This window comes from Pedobacter sp. MR2016-24 (assembly GCF_026239655.1).
Lineage (GTDB): Bacteria > Bacteroidota > Bacteroidia > Sphingobacteriales > Sphingobacteriaceae > Pedobacter.
Genome location: NZ_JAPIVO010000001.1, coordinates 202,144 through 217,136 on the forward strand (window position 1 = coordinate 202,144; position 14,993 = coordinate 217,136).

Here is a 14,993-nt window from a genome sequence, read left to right on the forward strand (position 1 = left end):
AGTCATAATTATGAAAAAGATATTATTAGCATTAGTTCCGGCTCTCTTTATGATGGCCTGTACTAAAGATTTAGAGACATTAAATGTCGACCCCAAGAAACCACTTAGCGTAACCTCTGCTTCACTGTTCACCAGGGCTCAGCATAATTTCGTGGATATAATTACCTCTGCCAATGTAAACAGGAATGTATTTAGACTTATTGAGCAGCAGTGGCAGGAAACTACCTATATTGATGAGAGTCAGTATGATTTCCAAACGAGAGAAATTCCTGATAATTTCTGGGATATCTTCTATCGTGATGTGTTGAACAATTTTGAAGCATCCAGAAAAACAATGGCCGTTGATATCACAGATCCGGCACAGTTGAAAAATCAGATTGCTATTCTGGATATTATGGAAGTTTATTCGTGGCATTATATGGTAACAACCTTCGGAAATGTTCCTTATACGGATGCATTAAATACAGGTAATGCCTTTCCTAAGTATGATGATGCGTTAACGGTTTATCGTGCGCTTTTAACACGATTGGATTTAGATATTGCAGCTTTAACTGTTGGTCAGCCTAGTTTGGGCGCAGCAGATGCCATTTACGCCGGTGATCCTGCGCAATGGAGAAAATTTGCCAACTCTTTGAAATTGAAGATGGCCATTACTATTGCTGATGCTGATAATGCGTTGTCAAGGACTGCCGCTGAATCAGCTATTGCTAGCGGAGTTTTTACTGCAAATACGGATAACGCTAAGTTTCCATATGTGTCAGCCACACCTAATACCAATCCGGTTTGGGTGGATCTTGTTCAAAGTGGAAGAAAGGATTTTGTTGCTGCAAGTACAATTACTAACATCATGAATACTTTAAATGATCCCAGAAGACCATTGTTTTTTACATTGGATCCAACAGGGAATTATTCTGGAGGTACACCAGGAAGAAGTAGTGCCTATAGCAACTTTTCTCATCCTGCTGTGCTGATTACAACAGCTCCTTTCCCGGGAAACATTCTTGATTATGCTGAAGTACAGTTTTTACTGGCAGAAGCTAAGGAAAGAGGTTATAATGCCGGTGCTTTAACTGCTTCCGCTTATTATACTGCAGCTGTGACGGCTTCAATTTTAGACTGGGGTGGTACTGCTGCTGCTGCAACTACTTATCTTGCGCAGGGAAATGTTAATTACCTTACTGCAGCCGGAACTTATAAAGAAAAGATTGGTACTCAAAAATGGCTTGCATTTTATAACAGGGGTATTGATGCATGGGTGGATCAGCGAAGACTTGATTTTCCGGTATTACCTGAAGCAGAGGATGCGCTATCTGGATTTCCTAATCGTTTAAATTACCCTGTAAAAGAACAAAACGTTAATAATGTGAACAGGTCGGCTGCGGCTGCTGCTATTGGTGGCGATGTGGTGGAGACAAAACTGTTTTTTGATAAAAATTAAAGATAATTTACTTCTTTCACAGCCGGCCCCCTATACGAAGGGCCGGCTTTTTTATTGTTATATATCGGGTTTGTTACGAAATTTGGGTTCTTTCTATATTAAAGGTTGTTGAGTTTGAAAAAGCATAAACATAAAGTCAAATTTATGTAAAATAGCGAGAGGAAATGTTAAAATGTTCTTCTGGCCTTTTTCAAAAAATTATATTTAGGCCTTATTATTAACTAACCTAATTTTTATTACATGAAAAGAAGTATACTCAGTGTACTGTTTTTTCTATTTGTAGCAGTAGCTGCATTTGGTCAAAACCGTACAGTAACAGGTACAGTAACGTCACAAGGGGATAATTTACCTATTCCCGGTGTCAGTGTCAAAATTATCGGAGCTGCGGGCGGCGCAGTAACGTCCAGTGATGGAAAATTCACTATCAGTGCGCCGGCTGGTGCAACATCCTTACAATTCTCGTTTATCGGTTATGTTAGCCAAACTAAAGCGATTTCTGGTTCTGGAACTATCAATGTTGTATTAGCAAGTGATAGTAAAGGCCTTAGTGAAGTTGTTGTTGTGGGTTATGGAACACAAGTTCGTAAGGATATTACAGGATCAGTAGGATCTGTAAAAGGTGCTGCTATTAAAAACTTAGCAAGTCCGAGTTTTGATAAGCAGTTAGCTGGTCAGGTGACCGGTGTTCAGGCTTCAAATACAAGTGGTATTTTAGGGCAGCCGGCACGTATCCGTATCCGTGGAACGAACTCTATTTCAAGTAGCGGTGATCCGTTATATGTTGTAGATGGCGTGCCATATATTTCTGGAGATCAGGGTGCTGTTACACAGTATAACCCTCTTGGAGATATCAATCCTAACGATATAGAAAGTTATGATGTTTTAAAAGACGGTGCAGCAACGGCTATTTATGGTTCAAGAGCTGCAAACGGTGTAATTTTAATTACTACAAAAAGAGGAAAATCGGGTAAAGCCAAGATGACTTATGATTCATGGTTTGCTTTGGCAACGCCATCTAAGCGTTATGATTTATTGAATGCAGATCAGTTTATTGAAATTTCAAATGAGAAATTTGGTTATACTTATCCTGATTCTGTTGTAGCTTATCCTTCTATAAACGCTAATGGTTCGGCAGTTAATACTGACTGGCAGGATGTAGTGCTTAGAAATGGCTTCCAACAAAATCATGCCTTTTCAATCAGTGGTGCAACAGATCAGACAAATTATTATGTCTCTTTAGGATTTGCAAATCTAACAGGAACAACAGTTAACAATGATCAGCGTAAATATAACTTCCGTACTAAATTAGAGCAAAAGGCATTTAATAACCGTGTTACATTTGGTATCAATACTGCGGTTACTTATTCTAAAAACAATGGATTAAATGACGGTGCCGGTTCTGGTGCGTTGTCAGGAAACTTATCCGCTGCTATCAGGTCTTTACCAAACGTTTCGGTAAAAAATGCTGATGGTTCATATAATTTAAATGCAGACCAGACCACTCTGGGAGCCGGATCAAACGTTAAAACTATCGACGATAACTATCCTAACATTGGATATGTTCTTGCTAATAATATTTACAGATCACAAGCATTAAACCTTACCGGAAATGCATTTGTAAAAGTAAATATTTTAGAGGGTTTGAATGCGATGTCTCAGATCGGTATTAACTATATCAATGCTGAAGATTATATGTACTGGAATCCTGTTCATGGTGACGGTAGAGGATCTAACGGTATTGTAGATCAGTACTACCAACCATTATTCAGATACAACTGGCAAAATACTTTAGATTACTCAAAAACATTTGGAGAGCATAAAATAGACGTTGTTGGTGGTCTGGAATTCCAGAAAACACGTCAGCGTTTTATTGAGGCTCAGGGAACTAACCTGTCTTCACCATATTTTGCTGAAAATGGTAATATTATCTCCAGTACATTGTCTAATCAGTTTTATGGTGGTAATGCTTATGAATCTGCTTATGCATCTGTTTTTGGAAGGGTAAGTTATTCATTAATGGATAAATACTTGCTTTCTGCTTCTGTGAGAAGAGATAAGATCTCAGATCTGCCGATAGGAAATCAAAATGTAACTCTTCCTGGTGCTTCCATTGGATGGAGATTATCTAAAGAAGATTTCTTCGCAAATTCTTCTGCTTTGAAATTCATCAATGATTTAAAAATCCGTGGAGGTTATGCTAAAGTAGGTAATGTTGAAATTGGCCGTTTACCAGGTGTTGGTGTATTTTCCCCGGTACAATATGGTGATGTGAGTGGTATCAATTTCACCCGTTTAGGCAACCCATCTTTATCTTTCGAAACCAGTAAAAAAATCAACGTTGGATTTGATGTAACAATGCTTGATAACAGAATCACTTTCTCGGCTGATTACTTCAAAAATAATGTGGATAATCTGATTCTTGATGTACCTACCCCATCTTCTTATGGTGTTCCGTCTAATAAATACTCTGCTAACGTAGGTAGTATGAATAACAAAGGACTTGAATTCTCAATTTCGAGCACGAATATGAAGACTGATAATTTCTCATGGAATACCAATCTGAATATGACTTTTGTTAAAAACAAGATTACAACGCTTGCCAACAACAATGCAGACCTAATTGATACTTATAATATTACACGTGTTGGTGAGTCTATCGGTGCTTTTTATGGTTACAAATCTGCCGGTGTAAACTCTGCTAATGGTAATCCGATGTTTTACAAGGCTGATGGTTCTATCGTTCAGGCAAGTGTTGATACTTATGAATGGTATAGATACAATGCCAGCAACCCTGCCGATATCTCACAAACAGGCGAAGCATTAACAAGTACAGATAAAACTGTTCTTGGGCAGTCTAACCCAACCTGGTTTGGAGGTTTGAACAATACATTCACTTACAAATCCTTCGATTTAGGTTTAATGTTAACCTTTGGCGGTGGTAATAAAATCTATAATGTGACGAGACAAGAGGCTTTAAACAGTACTGGTTTCGTAAATAATGGTGTAGAGATTTTAGAGCGCTGGACAACTCCTGGTCAGGTAACTACTGTTCCTAAGCTTTCTTATTCTGATGATGCTTTGGTATTGCAAACAGGAAATCTGAACAGCAGATTTTTAGAGGATGGTAAGTTCTTAAGGGCACAGAACATCTCTTTAGGTTATACGATTTCTCCAAGATTCTTAAACAAGCTTCAGATCAATAACCTGAGAGTTTACGCACAAGTGCAGAATGCTTTTGTAATCACAGGATATTCAGGTCTTGATCCAGAATTGGCTACTGGTTACTCTACAGCTGCAGGTGCAAATAGAGCTCCTGGTGTAGATTATAATACCAATCCGGTTCCGCGTACTTACACGCTTGGTATTAACTTAGGCTTTTAATCCATAATAATTTAAAAATGAATATTATATCTAAAAATAAAAGTAGCAGAAATAAGATAGTGGCTTTATCCGTTTTGGGATTGCTATTGTTTACTGCTTCGTGTAAAAAGTTTACAGAAATAAAACCTCTGGACGGCCTGGTTGAAGAGATTGCTTTTGATACGAAATCGAATATCGAATTGGTAATGAACGGCGTTTATCAACAGGCTGCAATTGGTAAATACAATGGTGAGGGTGGTAGAGGGTATCCTTTTGGAGGCGCTTCTATTATTCAGGCTGAAATGCGCGGAGAGGATATGGTGAACTTACAACAGTTCTACCAAATTACTTATCAGTCGACGCAATCAACATCTTCGGCAAATAATGTAAATCATTATGAAAACCTTTATTTTCTGATTAATCAGGCAAATATATTCATTGCAGGTGTAAAAACAGCAGTAGAAAAAGGTGTGCTTACTGATGCTGAAGAGAAGGCATATGAAGGGGAGGCAAGATTCTTAAGAGCTTTAGCTCACCATGAACTGGTTCTTAATTTTGCAAAACCTTATGCAGATGGACAAGGCAATAAGCCAGGTGTTCCTTACCGTACAACTGCAATTCGTTCTACAACAGATTTTGATGAGGCTAGTAAAGTGGGCAGGGGACTTGTATCAGAAGATTATACCAAGATTCTTGAGGACTTAGATTTTGCAGAAGCAAATTTAAGTGCTACCTCTACTAATTATTCCAGAGCCACTAAAGGTGCGGCTATTGCTTTGAAATCACGTGTTCACTTACATATGGGTGATTATTCAGCTGTAATAGCTGACGGTGCTAAATTAGGTACTGATGCTTCCGGGCCAACTTTTACAAGTCCGGTTGGTAATTACAAATTAACAGATAGTCCAGATGGCCCATTTGTTAACTATAGATCGAACAGTGAATCTATGTTTTCAATTGCTAACAGTGCTGCTTCTAATGGAGATGTCAATGGCGCATTAGCAAGTATGTTATTGCCATCTGATTTAAACGGAAGAAGCCTTGTGTCAACAAGTCCGAATCTTTATAATGCTAGTTTCTGGGTAACAGGTGATTTAAGAAAAAGCCTGTTACAGGTAAAAGGTTCTAATGATGGTGTTTATTATAATAATAAATATCGTGATGCAATCACAAAAGCAGATTGGGCACCAATCATCAGGTATGCTGAAGTATTATTAAATGTTGCTGAAGCGGAAGCGCGTTCTGGATCTGCTGCTCATGCATTTGTATTATTAAATGCAGTTAGAAATCGTTCTGTCCCTGTCGCTAATCGCTTTATTTCAGCTCCTGCGGATTTGGTTCTGGCTATCTTAAATGAGCGCAGAGTTGAATTTGCTGGAGAAGGAAGAAGATGGCCTGATTTGCATCGCTTAGCATTGGATGCAACTTATGGTCAGGGTGGTATTCCTGCTAAACTTAATGCTGGGCAAGTTACTGGTGATGTCTTTAACGAGAGCACTATTTTAACTCCTGCCAGAGCAGCTATCGCGTATACTGATTATAGGTTCTTGTGGCCTTTCCCATTATCTGAGGTTAACTCTAACCCTTTGATTAAGGCTTCCCAGAATCCTGGGTACTAATTAGAATAAACATATTAGTTGAAAATGGACTGCGTCACTATGATGCAGTCCATTTTTTTTTTTGCTATTATATTTGCGAGCTCTTCATTCCAAATCAGGAATCTGGTCGGTTTCTTTTGTTTACTTGGATGATTATATGCTTAAGATAGCCGAAAATAAAATTGTAAATTTTATTAATGTAAATGGTATGTCGTTGTTTTGTTTCTTAGTTGGTCAATTTGATTATTTTTGACTTTCTTTAATTTATCCATGGATTTTTGGGAATAATTTAGTTGATTTTATAAGATATAGGATGAATTATTCCTAATACGGATTGTTTATTATTTTTGTTTATAATAATTCAATTATTTACTTTTTATTTTCTGGTATTTTTTCAAATAATTGGCTTTTTGTAATCTCTTTTTAATGTTATGTGCATTTAACAGTGATTTTACAATACGTACTGATAATTTTCTACGCAAATTATCAGTTTTTTGAGGGTAAATAGATTTTATTTAGAGCGGTAAATTTATTGTGTTAGAAAAGTCATAATATTGTCATATAAGGGATTCTTTTAGTTTATCTTTTTAGTAATCTGGCTAAATCGTTATATTCGGTTTTAACTATAATTAACCTAAACTAATTTTATGAAAAAACTTCTACAAAGTTTGTTCGTGATGATGCTATGCGTGAATTTCGCGATGGCTCAAGACCGGACAATCACAGGAACGATTACATCAAACGAGGATAAGAATCCTATTCCAGGTGTAACCATTCGTCTAAAAGGTGCCCAAGGCGGCACACAAACTGATGCAAGTGGTAAATTCTCATTAAGAATACCAGCTTCCGTTACCGCTCTTCAAATTTCTTCCCTGGGATTTGTTGCACGTGAAGTTTCAGTTGGCAACTCAAACGTTTTAAATATCACACTAGAGCCTGATGCTAACTCTTTGAGTGAGGTTGTAGTAACTTCTTTTGGTGTACAAAGAGATAAAAGAACTCTCGGTTACGGAATTACTCAATTGAATTCAGAGCAATTGACCACAGCAAAAGCAACAAACGTAACTAATCAGCTTGCTGGGAAAATTGCCGGTGTACGCGTTTCTGGTTCAGGTGGTGCATTTACGAGTTCAAGTGTAATTATGCGGGGTATGACTACATTTACGGGTAGTAACCAACCATTATATGTTGTTGATGGTGTACCTATTGATAACAGTGGAGGTGCAAGTGCGCTGCAAACGGGTGCTGCGGTATCCAGTAGAGCCATTGATATCAACCCTGAAGATATTGAAAACATGGTGGTTTTAAAAGATGCAGCCTCAACATCTGTTTATGGACCACGTGGAGCATCAGGTGTAATTCTGATCACCACAAAAAAAGGTAAAAAAGGGGACAAGGGAACAATTACATACACAACAAATTACAGTTTGGGTAATGTGAATAGATTGCCTAAATACCAGAACGAATATGCTCAAGGTACAAACGGGCTGTTGACGGCAGGTAATATTGGTAATGCTACCGTAGCAGGAAGTGGTATTTCTACTTCATGGGGACCAAAAATTATGGGACAGACGATTACGAATTCATTTGGTAATCCTGAAGTGTTGCAAGCACATCCTGATAATGTGAAAGATATCTTCCAGCAGTCTTATAATTTCCAGAACAATATCAGTTTCACTGGTGGTAACGATAAGTCTACTATGCGCGTTGCTTATGGTAATGCAACCGAGACTTATGTGATTGATAATAACAAGCTAAAAAGAAATAACTTAACGTTTAGCGGAACAACTGATATCACCAGTAAATTAACAGTTGGTGCGTCGATGACTTATACCAACACAAGTTCAATCAGAACACTACAAGGTAATCAATTGTCTAACCCTTTATTCAGGGCATACTTTACGCCAAGAAGTTACGATTTAACTAATATGCCTTTTGAGGATGAGAATGGAAATCAACTTTGGGCAGGTGGCGAGGATCACCCATACTGGACTATCAAACACAATAAGTACAATGATGAAGTAAACCGTATTTTGGGTAACGTTAATGCGAAATACAAATTTACAGACTGGTTGAATGCTGACTTAAAGGTAGGATCTGATTTTTATACTTTGAGAAGTAAAGGTTTTGATGAAATTGGCAACAGAGGTGGTGGTTTTGCTGGTGCAAGTTCAAATGGCGTGGGAGGTATTGTTGATCAGAACAATAGTGTCAGAAATTTAAACTCGTATTTCACATTAAATGCTAACCATAAATTTGGGGATTTTAATCTGAGTGCTACGTTGGGTAATGAGATTTATGAGAATTATAGAACAAATAACAGACTGGATGGCTATGAACTGGTAATTCCTGGCTTTGACAATATGAAAAATGCATTGATCTATAACCCTACTGTTTTCTCTACGAGATCAAGGGTGCTAGGTATTTTTGCTGACGTTGTTGCAGACTATAAGGGATATTTATCTTTAAACCTTAAAGCAAGAAATGACTGGTCATCTACATTAACACCAGCGAACAGATCTATCTTTTATCCAGGTGCTGCGGTAAGTTTCATTGCGACTGAGGCTTTCCCTGCTTTGAAAGTTGATAAATATGTAAACCTGATTAAGTTCAGAGCAAGTATTGGGGAAGTTGGAAAGGGAGCAGATGCTTATAACACTGCGACTTATTATGATATTTCTGGTGCTAGTGATGGATCTGGTCCGATAATCAATTTTCCTTATGAAGGATTAGCTGGTTTTACGCTAAATGATTTTGCTGGTAATCCAGATCTTACGCCTGAATTTACCAGAGAGATATCTTTCGGTACAGAATTAGGATTTTTCAATAACCGTTTAACTATTGACGGAAGTTACTACAATAGAAAAACGCGTGATGTTATTTTAGATGTTCCGGTTTCGGCGACATCAGGTATCACGACTGTAACTAAAAATGCAGGTAGCCTTTCTACTAAGGGCGTTGAATTAATGATTGGTGGAACGCCGTTAAGAACCAAAGATTTTTCATGGGATATTAGTGCAAACTTTACCAAGTACAAATCAGTAGTTGATGCGCTTGCGCCAGGAGTTACGAATATCTTTTTAGGTGGTTTCACTACACCAAATATCAGGTTAGTTGCTGGTGATGAATATGGACAGATTTATGGTACTGCTTATCAGCGGAATGAAGCCGGTCAGCTATTACTTAGTCCGGCTGGTTTACCATTGCCTACTGCTGGTGTAGTTAAAATCGGAAATCCTAATCCTGATTACACTGTAGGTATCAATAACAACTTCAACTATAAAAGCTTCTCATTATCTGTCCTTTTAGACATTCGTAAAGGTGGAGATCAATATTCAAGAAATATAGCTGATGTTCAGCGTAATGGTGTTGCTGCAGAAACAGGAGAGTTTCCACGTTTTGAAGCAGACAATCTTACATTAACAAAACCTTACATCTATGAAGGTGTATATGCTTCAGGCCCTAATGCTGGACAGGCCAATACAACGATGTTGACTGCCCAAAGTTTCTATGGTAATACTGGTAAATATGTTGCCGCAGAAGGTTATATCTATGATACTTCGTGGTTCAGAGTACGTGAAGCTGCGTTGAACTACAGATTACCACAAGATATCTTGAAAAAAACACCTTTTAGAGGTTTAGAATTCGGTGTATTTGGAAGAAACTTATACCTGAGAGCTAAAAATTACCCGCACTTCGATCCTGAGCAAAATGCTTTGGGGGTTAGTAATGCTCAGGGACTTGAGTTTAACTCACAACCAAGTTCAAGAACGTTTGGTGTGAATTTGAAAATAACATTATAAGTTTAAATTGTGAATTATATGAAAAAATTAAGATATATAGTCATTGCCTCATTTATTATGATAGGCATTTTGACAACAAGTTCATGCAAAAAGTTTTTCGATATCAATACAAATCCTGATGCTATCGCTTCTGCACCCATTGATCAGCAATTAAGTTCATTGACGGTAAATGTAGGCTTCTATGCAGGAAGTGATATGAACAGGTTTAGTTCAATCATTGCACAGCAATTTTCTGGTCAAAGCACCGGGGCACAAAATCAGACTCAAGATTATGAAAAATATCTTATTCAAGGCTCTGATGCAAATAATGCATGGGGAACGATGTATGCAACGATTTTAAATGATGCAGAAAACATTATCGTTAAGGCAACTGCAGAAGGAAGTCCTCATTATTCTGGAGTAGCGAAAATTCTTAAAGCTTATGCTTATCAGATTACTGTGGATTTTTATGGTGATGTTCCTTATTCTGAAACCCAACAATTAACGCTGAATACTCAGGCTAAATATGATAGTGCAGAGCAAATCTATACTTCGCTTATTACTGTATTAAATGAAGGAATTGCTGAAGTTAATGCTACTACTTCTAGCAAATCTCCTGGAGACAACAGTACTATTTTTCCAGGTGATTTTGATGACTCAAAAGCTAAGTGGGTAAAATTTGCAAACACACTTAAACTAAGATTGTATTTACATTATAGTGAAAAAGATCCGGCTTTTGCTAAAGCACAAATTGATCAGTTGATTAATTCTGGAGCTGCGTTCATTGCTAGTAATGATGATAACTTTCAGATGTTTTTCGGATCGGTTGCTGCATCACAAAATCCAATCGATCAATACCAGAATGCACGTATTGGATATTTAGTGGCAAACAATAATCTTGTTTCTCTAATGAACAGTAAAGCAGATCCAAGAAGACCATTTTATTTTACTCAATATCCAGCGGGTTCAGGTCAATATTTAGGAAGCATTGGTGGGGCTTCACCTTCTCAGAATTATTCAAAGTTTAATACTTATTTGAGAGGTGCATTAGCTAATGGGTCTTATGCAGGAAATGCTCCTATCAGGATGCTTACTTTTGCAGAGTATAACTTTATAAGAGCAGAAGCTGCACTTAGATTTGCTTCCCCAGGTGTTGCACAGACGTTTTTCGCTGCAGGTATAACTGCTTCAATGAATGATGCTGGTGTTGCTGGTGCTGACATCACTACATACCTAGCTACTCGTGGCGTGTTGGCAGGAACTCCTGCGCAACAATTAGAGCAAATCATTAACGAAAAATATGTTGCAAGTTTTGGTGTGATTGTTGAACCATGGACTGATTGGAGAAGAACAGGTTATCCTGCTACAATTGTTCCACCTGCCAATGCAGTAGTTCAGTTTGTTCCAAGATCACTATACTATCCACAATCAGAAATTGATTTGAATCCAAATGCTAAGCAGAAATCGGGTTTAAATACTAGAATTTTCTGGGATACAAGGCAATAACAATAAGTTTTAATATTAAAAAGCGGCCTTCTATAATTAGAAGGCCGCTTTTTTTTGGAATAACTCCGGTTGTTAATTAAATATAACCCTGGGCTGTAGTTTAATCTACGTTGAAGACCACTGATGCAGTTTTATCAGTGATAAGAAGATCTATTTTCTTTCCGTTGATCATCGCCATATTGTTATCTATATGGCCTACAGGGAAGTTAAAACAAACGGGATAGTCGTAATCTTTTACCAAATCCCATATAATTTGTTCCGGTGTTTTGCCGAAAGGAATGTCTTCCGTTTTAGTTTCATTGAAAGCGCCCACAATAAGGCCTTTAAGGTTTGACAGTTTTCCATTCCGCTTTAGCGTTCGCATCATTCTATCTATGGAATATTCATATTCACCCACATCTTCCAGGAATAATATTTTATCAGTATAGTCCATTCCAGATGCTGAACCCTCCAGGGCAAGGAGGATACTTAAGTTCCCTCCTACCAATATTCCTTCTGCGTTGCCTTCTTTATTTGGGAATTCGCTGATACAATCATATCTAAGTGATTCTCCGAATAATGCTTTTCTCAAACTTTCAAGAGATTCCGCAGTTGCATCCTCGAATGTGCCCGGCATTTGTCCGTGGATGCTTTGTATCTGGCAAACCGCTATCAAATGGGATAGCAGCACAGTGATGTCGCTAAATCCAACAATCCATTTAGGCTGTTCATTAAATTTTGTAAAATCAAGCTGATCAATAATACGAATTGTGCCATATCCTCCGCGTCCCGCTATAATTGCTCTGATTTCTTTATCATCCAGGAAAGATTGCAGATCTGATGCCCTTAAAGCATCATTTCCGGCGAATTGATTGAATGATGCATAGACACTTTTACCTATGATTACTTCCAGGCCCCACTCTTCTAACAATGCTATTGCAGGGGCAATTGACTTCTTTAATTTTTTTGCGGGACAAACAATAGCAATTTTGTCTCCCTTTTTTAGGTGGGGCGGCTGTTTAATCATTGGTAAAACACTTATCTTTGACAAAATAATAAAAATAGTTTTGGATAACAGTAAAATAAAGAGATATACCGTTACGGCGGCATTGCCTTATACGAATGGCCCTGTACATATAGGGCATTTAGCTGGTGTTTATTTGCCTGCGGATACTTACGTGCGCTATTTGCGCTCAAATAACAGAGATGTTAAATTTATTTGCGGCTCTGATGAGAATGGTGTGCCGATCACACTAAAAGCAAAAAGAGAAGGTGTTACACCACAGGTTGTAGTAGATAAATATCATAAAATAATAGGTGATTCTTTCAAAGAATTTGGGGTGTCATTTGATATTTACCATCGTACTTCTTCTCAGATGCACCACCAGACTGCGTCTGATTTCTTTGAAACACTTTATAATAAAGGTATTTTTACGGAAGAGATCACAGAGCAGTATTATGATGAGAAGGCGCAGTCTTTTCTGGCAGACAGATATATCACAGGAACTTGTCCGAAATGCGGTTACGAGCATGCATATGGCGATCAGTGTGAAAACTGTGGCAGTACATTGAATGCGACTGATCTGATCAATCCAAAATCTACATTATCTGGTGAGCCGCCAGTTAGGAGAGAGACTAAAAACTGGTTTCTGCCTTTAGAAAAATATGAAGAGCAATTAAGAGCATATATTGAGAGTCATCCTGAATGGAAACCGAATGTTTATGGTCAGTGTCAAAGCTGGTTAAAGGCCGGTTTGCAACCAAGGGCAATGACTAGGGATCTGGACTGGGGTGTCAAAGTGCCGGTTAAAGATGCAGAAGGAAAAGTATTGTATGTTTGGTTTGATGCACCTATCGGTTATATATCGGCCACGAAAGAGCTTTTTGAATATGCACGTCTTGATGTTTGGAATCCTAAAGCGGAAGAGTATTATATCAACCAGAACGGTGTAGAGAAAGGCAATTGGGAAGAATATTGGAAAGATGATGCTACCAAACTGGTGCATTTTATAGGAAAAGATAATATTGTATTCCACTGTATCATTTTCCCGGCCATGTTAATGGCGCATGGCGATTATATTCTGGCGGATAATGTACCGGCTAATGAGTTCCTGAATTTAGAAGGTCAAAAGATCTCGACTTCTAAAAACTGGGCGGTATGGCTAAATGAATATCTGGTTGAATTTAAGGATAAACAGGATGTTTTGCGCTATGTATTAACGGCTACAGCTCCGGAGACCAAGGATAATGATTTTACCTGGAAAGATTTCCAGGCACGTAATAACAATGAGCTGGTTGCTGTTTTCGGTAACTTCGTGAACAGAGTGGTTGTGTTGACACACAAATACTTTGGCGGTAAAGTGCCGATGTTAATGGAAGTAACTGAGCTTGACCAGCAAGTACTAGATGAGCTGGCTTTATATCCTGCAAAAATCAGTGCTTCGATAGAAAATTACAGGTTCAGAGAAGCGTTGACTGAAGTGATGAATGTGGCTCGCTTAGGTAATAAATACCTTGCGGAGACAGAACCATGGAAAGTAATCAAAACTGACGAAGACCGTGTGCGCACAATCTTGAATATCAGCTTGCAGATTGTGGCTAATCTGGAGATTCTTATAGAGCCATTCCTGCCCTTTACTGCGGATAAGCTGATGAAGATGCTGAATTATGGTGGTCATCAATGGGATGATGCTGGTAAAGCAAATCTGTTGGTTCGCGGACATCAGTTAAATGAAGCGTCTTTATTGTTCGAGAAAATTGAAGATGCAGAGGTTCAGGCGCAGATTGATAAGTTAAACCAGAGCAAAGAAGATAATACCAAAGCGAATGCTGTGGCTGTTCCTGTTAAGGAAAACATAGATTTTGAGCAGTTCAGTGCTATGGATATCCGTGTAGCAACGATCATTGCTGCGGAAAAAGTGGAGAAAACTAAAAAATTGTTAAAGCTTACTTTAAATACTGGCATAGATGAAAGGACAGTTGTATCCGGAATCGCTGAGTATTTTACGCCTGAAGAAGTTATCGGACAGCAGGTTAGTTTACTAGTAAACCTTGCTCCCCGAGAAATTAAAGGAATTTTATCACAAGGAATGATTTTAATGTCTGAAAATTCAGATGGAAAACTTACTTTTGTGGCACCTTTACAAAACCATGCAAATGGAAGTGTAATCAGGTAAGGTATTGGTCCCGTAGTTCAACGGATAGAATAGAAGTTTCCTAAACTTTAGATATGAGTTCGATTCTCGTCGGGACCACAAAAAGCTCGGTAGTATAAGTGCTACTGAGCTTTTTTATTTCAGTTTAAAGTCCCGTATCATTAAATCCTGCATC

At 38.1% G+C, this 14,993-nt stretch carries 7 protein-coding genes and 1 tRNA gene; 7 read left to right on the forward strand and 1 reads right to left on the reverse strand.

The window, feature by feature from the left end; all coding sequences use genetic code 11:
* The first annotated feature begins 10 nt into the window (after nucleotides 1-10).
* From OQX62_RS00935 to OQX62_RS00955, 5 genes are all read left to right on the forward strand, one after another.
* On the forward strand, nucleotides 11-1,438 hold the full coding sequence (locus tag OQX62_RS00935; RefSeq protein ID WP_265829407.1) for a SusD/RagB family nutrient-binding outer membrane lipoprotein: 1,428 nt from the start codon (nucleotides 11-13) through the stop codon (nucleotides 1,436-1,438).
* Between the two features lie 240 nt (nucleotides 1,439-1,678).
* Entirely contained in the window at nucleotides 1,679-4,819 is a 3,141-nt protein-coding gene (locus OQX62_RS00940) for a SusC/RagA family TonB-linked outer membrane protein (RefSeq protein WP_265829408.1), read from the forward strand.
* A 17-nt stretch (nucleotides 4,820-4,836) separates the two neighbouring features.
* Nucleotides 4,837-6,417 carry a RagB/SusD family nutrient uptake outer membrane protein gene (locus OQX62_RS00945; RefSeq protein ID WP_265829409.1) on the forward strand — a complete coding sequence of 527 codons (1,581 nt, stop codon included), beginning with the start codon at nucleotides 4,837-4,839 and terminating at the stop codon, nucleotides 6,415-6,417.
* A 626-nt stretch (nucleotides 6,418-7,043) separates the two neighbouring features.
* Nucleotides 7,044-10,199 (forward strand): SusC/RagA family TonB-linked outer membrane protein, encoded by a 3,156-nt coding sequence (locus OQX62_RS00950; protein ID WP_265829410.1) that lies wholly within the window; start codon nucleotides 7,044-7,046, stop codon nucleotides 10,197-10,199.
* A gap of 18 nt (nucleotides 10,200-10,217) precedes the next feature.
* Nucleotides 10,218-11,684 (forward strand): SusD/RagB family nutrient-binding outer membrane lipoprotein, encoded by a 1,467-nt coding sequence (locus OQX62_RS00955; protein ID WP_265829411.1) that lies wholly within the window; start codon nucleotides 10,218-10,220, stop codon nucleotides 11,682-11,684.
* Between the two features lie 100 nt (nucleotides 11,685-11,784).
* Here OQX62_RS00955 and OQX62_RS00960 read toward each other — a convergent pair whose 3' ends face one another.
* Nucleotides 11,785-12,690, reverse strand: coding sequence for a S66 peptidase family protein (locus tag OQX62_RS00960; protein ID WP_265829412.1), 906 nt, complete (start codon nucleotides 12,688-12,690; stop codon nucleotides 11,785-11,787).
* Between the two features lie 40 nt (nucleotides 12,691-12,730).
* On the opposite strand from OQX62_RS00960, the gene metG reads away from it, so the two are divergent.
* Both metG and OQX62_RS00970 read left to right on the forward strand, forming a co-directional pair.
* Nucleotides 12,731-14,839, forward strand: a complete 2,109-nt coding sequence (metG, locus tag OQX62_RS00965) for a methionine--tRNA ligase (protein ID WP_265829413.1) — start codon at nucleotides 12,731-12,733, stop codon at nucleotides 14,837-14,839.
* Nucleotides 14,840-14,845: 6 nt separating this feature from the next.
* Nucleotides 14,846-14,917 (forward strand) — tRNA-Arg (locus OQX62_RS00970).
* Nucleotides 14,918-14,993: the final 76 nt, after the last annotated feature.

Bases quoted from the DNA above. Each gene is read 5' to 3' on its own strand.
- OQX62_RS00945 (WP_265829409.1), top strand. From the start codon at position 4,837: ATGAATATTATATCTAAAAATAAAAGTAGCAGAAATAAGATAGTGGCT.
- OQX62_RS00940 (WP_265829408.1), top strand. From the start codon at position 1,679: ATGAAAAGAAGTATACTCAGTGTACTGTTTTTTCTATTTGTAGCAGTA.
- OQX62_RS00935 (WP_265829407.1), top strand. From the start codon at position 11: ATGAAAAAGATATTATTAGCATTAGTTCCGGCTCTCTTTATGATGGCC.
- OQX62_RS00960 (WP_265829412.1), bottom strand. From the start codon at position 12,690: ATGATTAAACAGCCGCCCCACCTAAAAAAGGGAGACAAAATTGCTATT.
- OQX62_RS00955 (WP_265829411.1), top strand. From the start codon at position 10,218: ATGAAAAAATTAAGATATATAGTCATTGCCTCATTTATTATGATAGGC.
- OQX62_RS00950 (WP_265829410.1), top strand. From the start codon at position 7,044: ATGAAAAAACTTCTACAAAGTTTGTTCGTGATGATGCTATGCGTGAAT.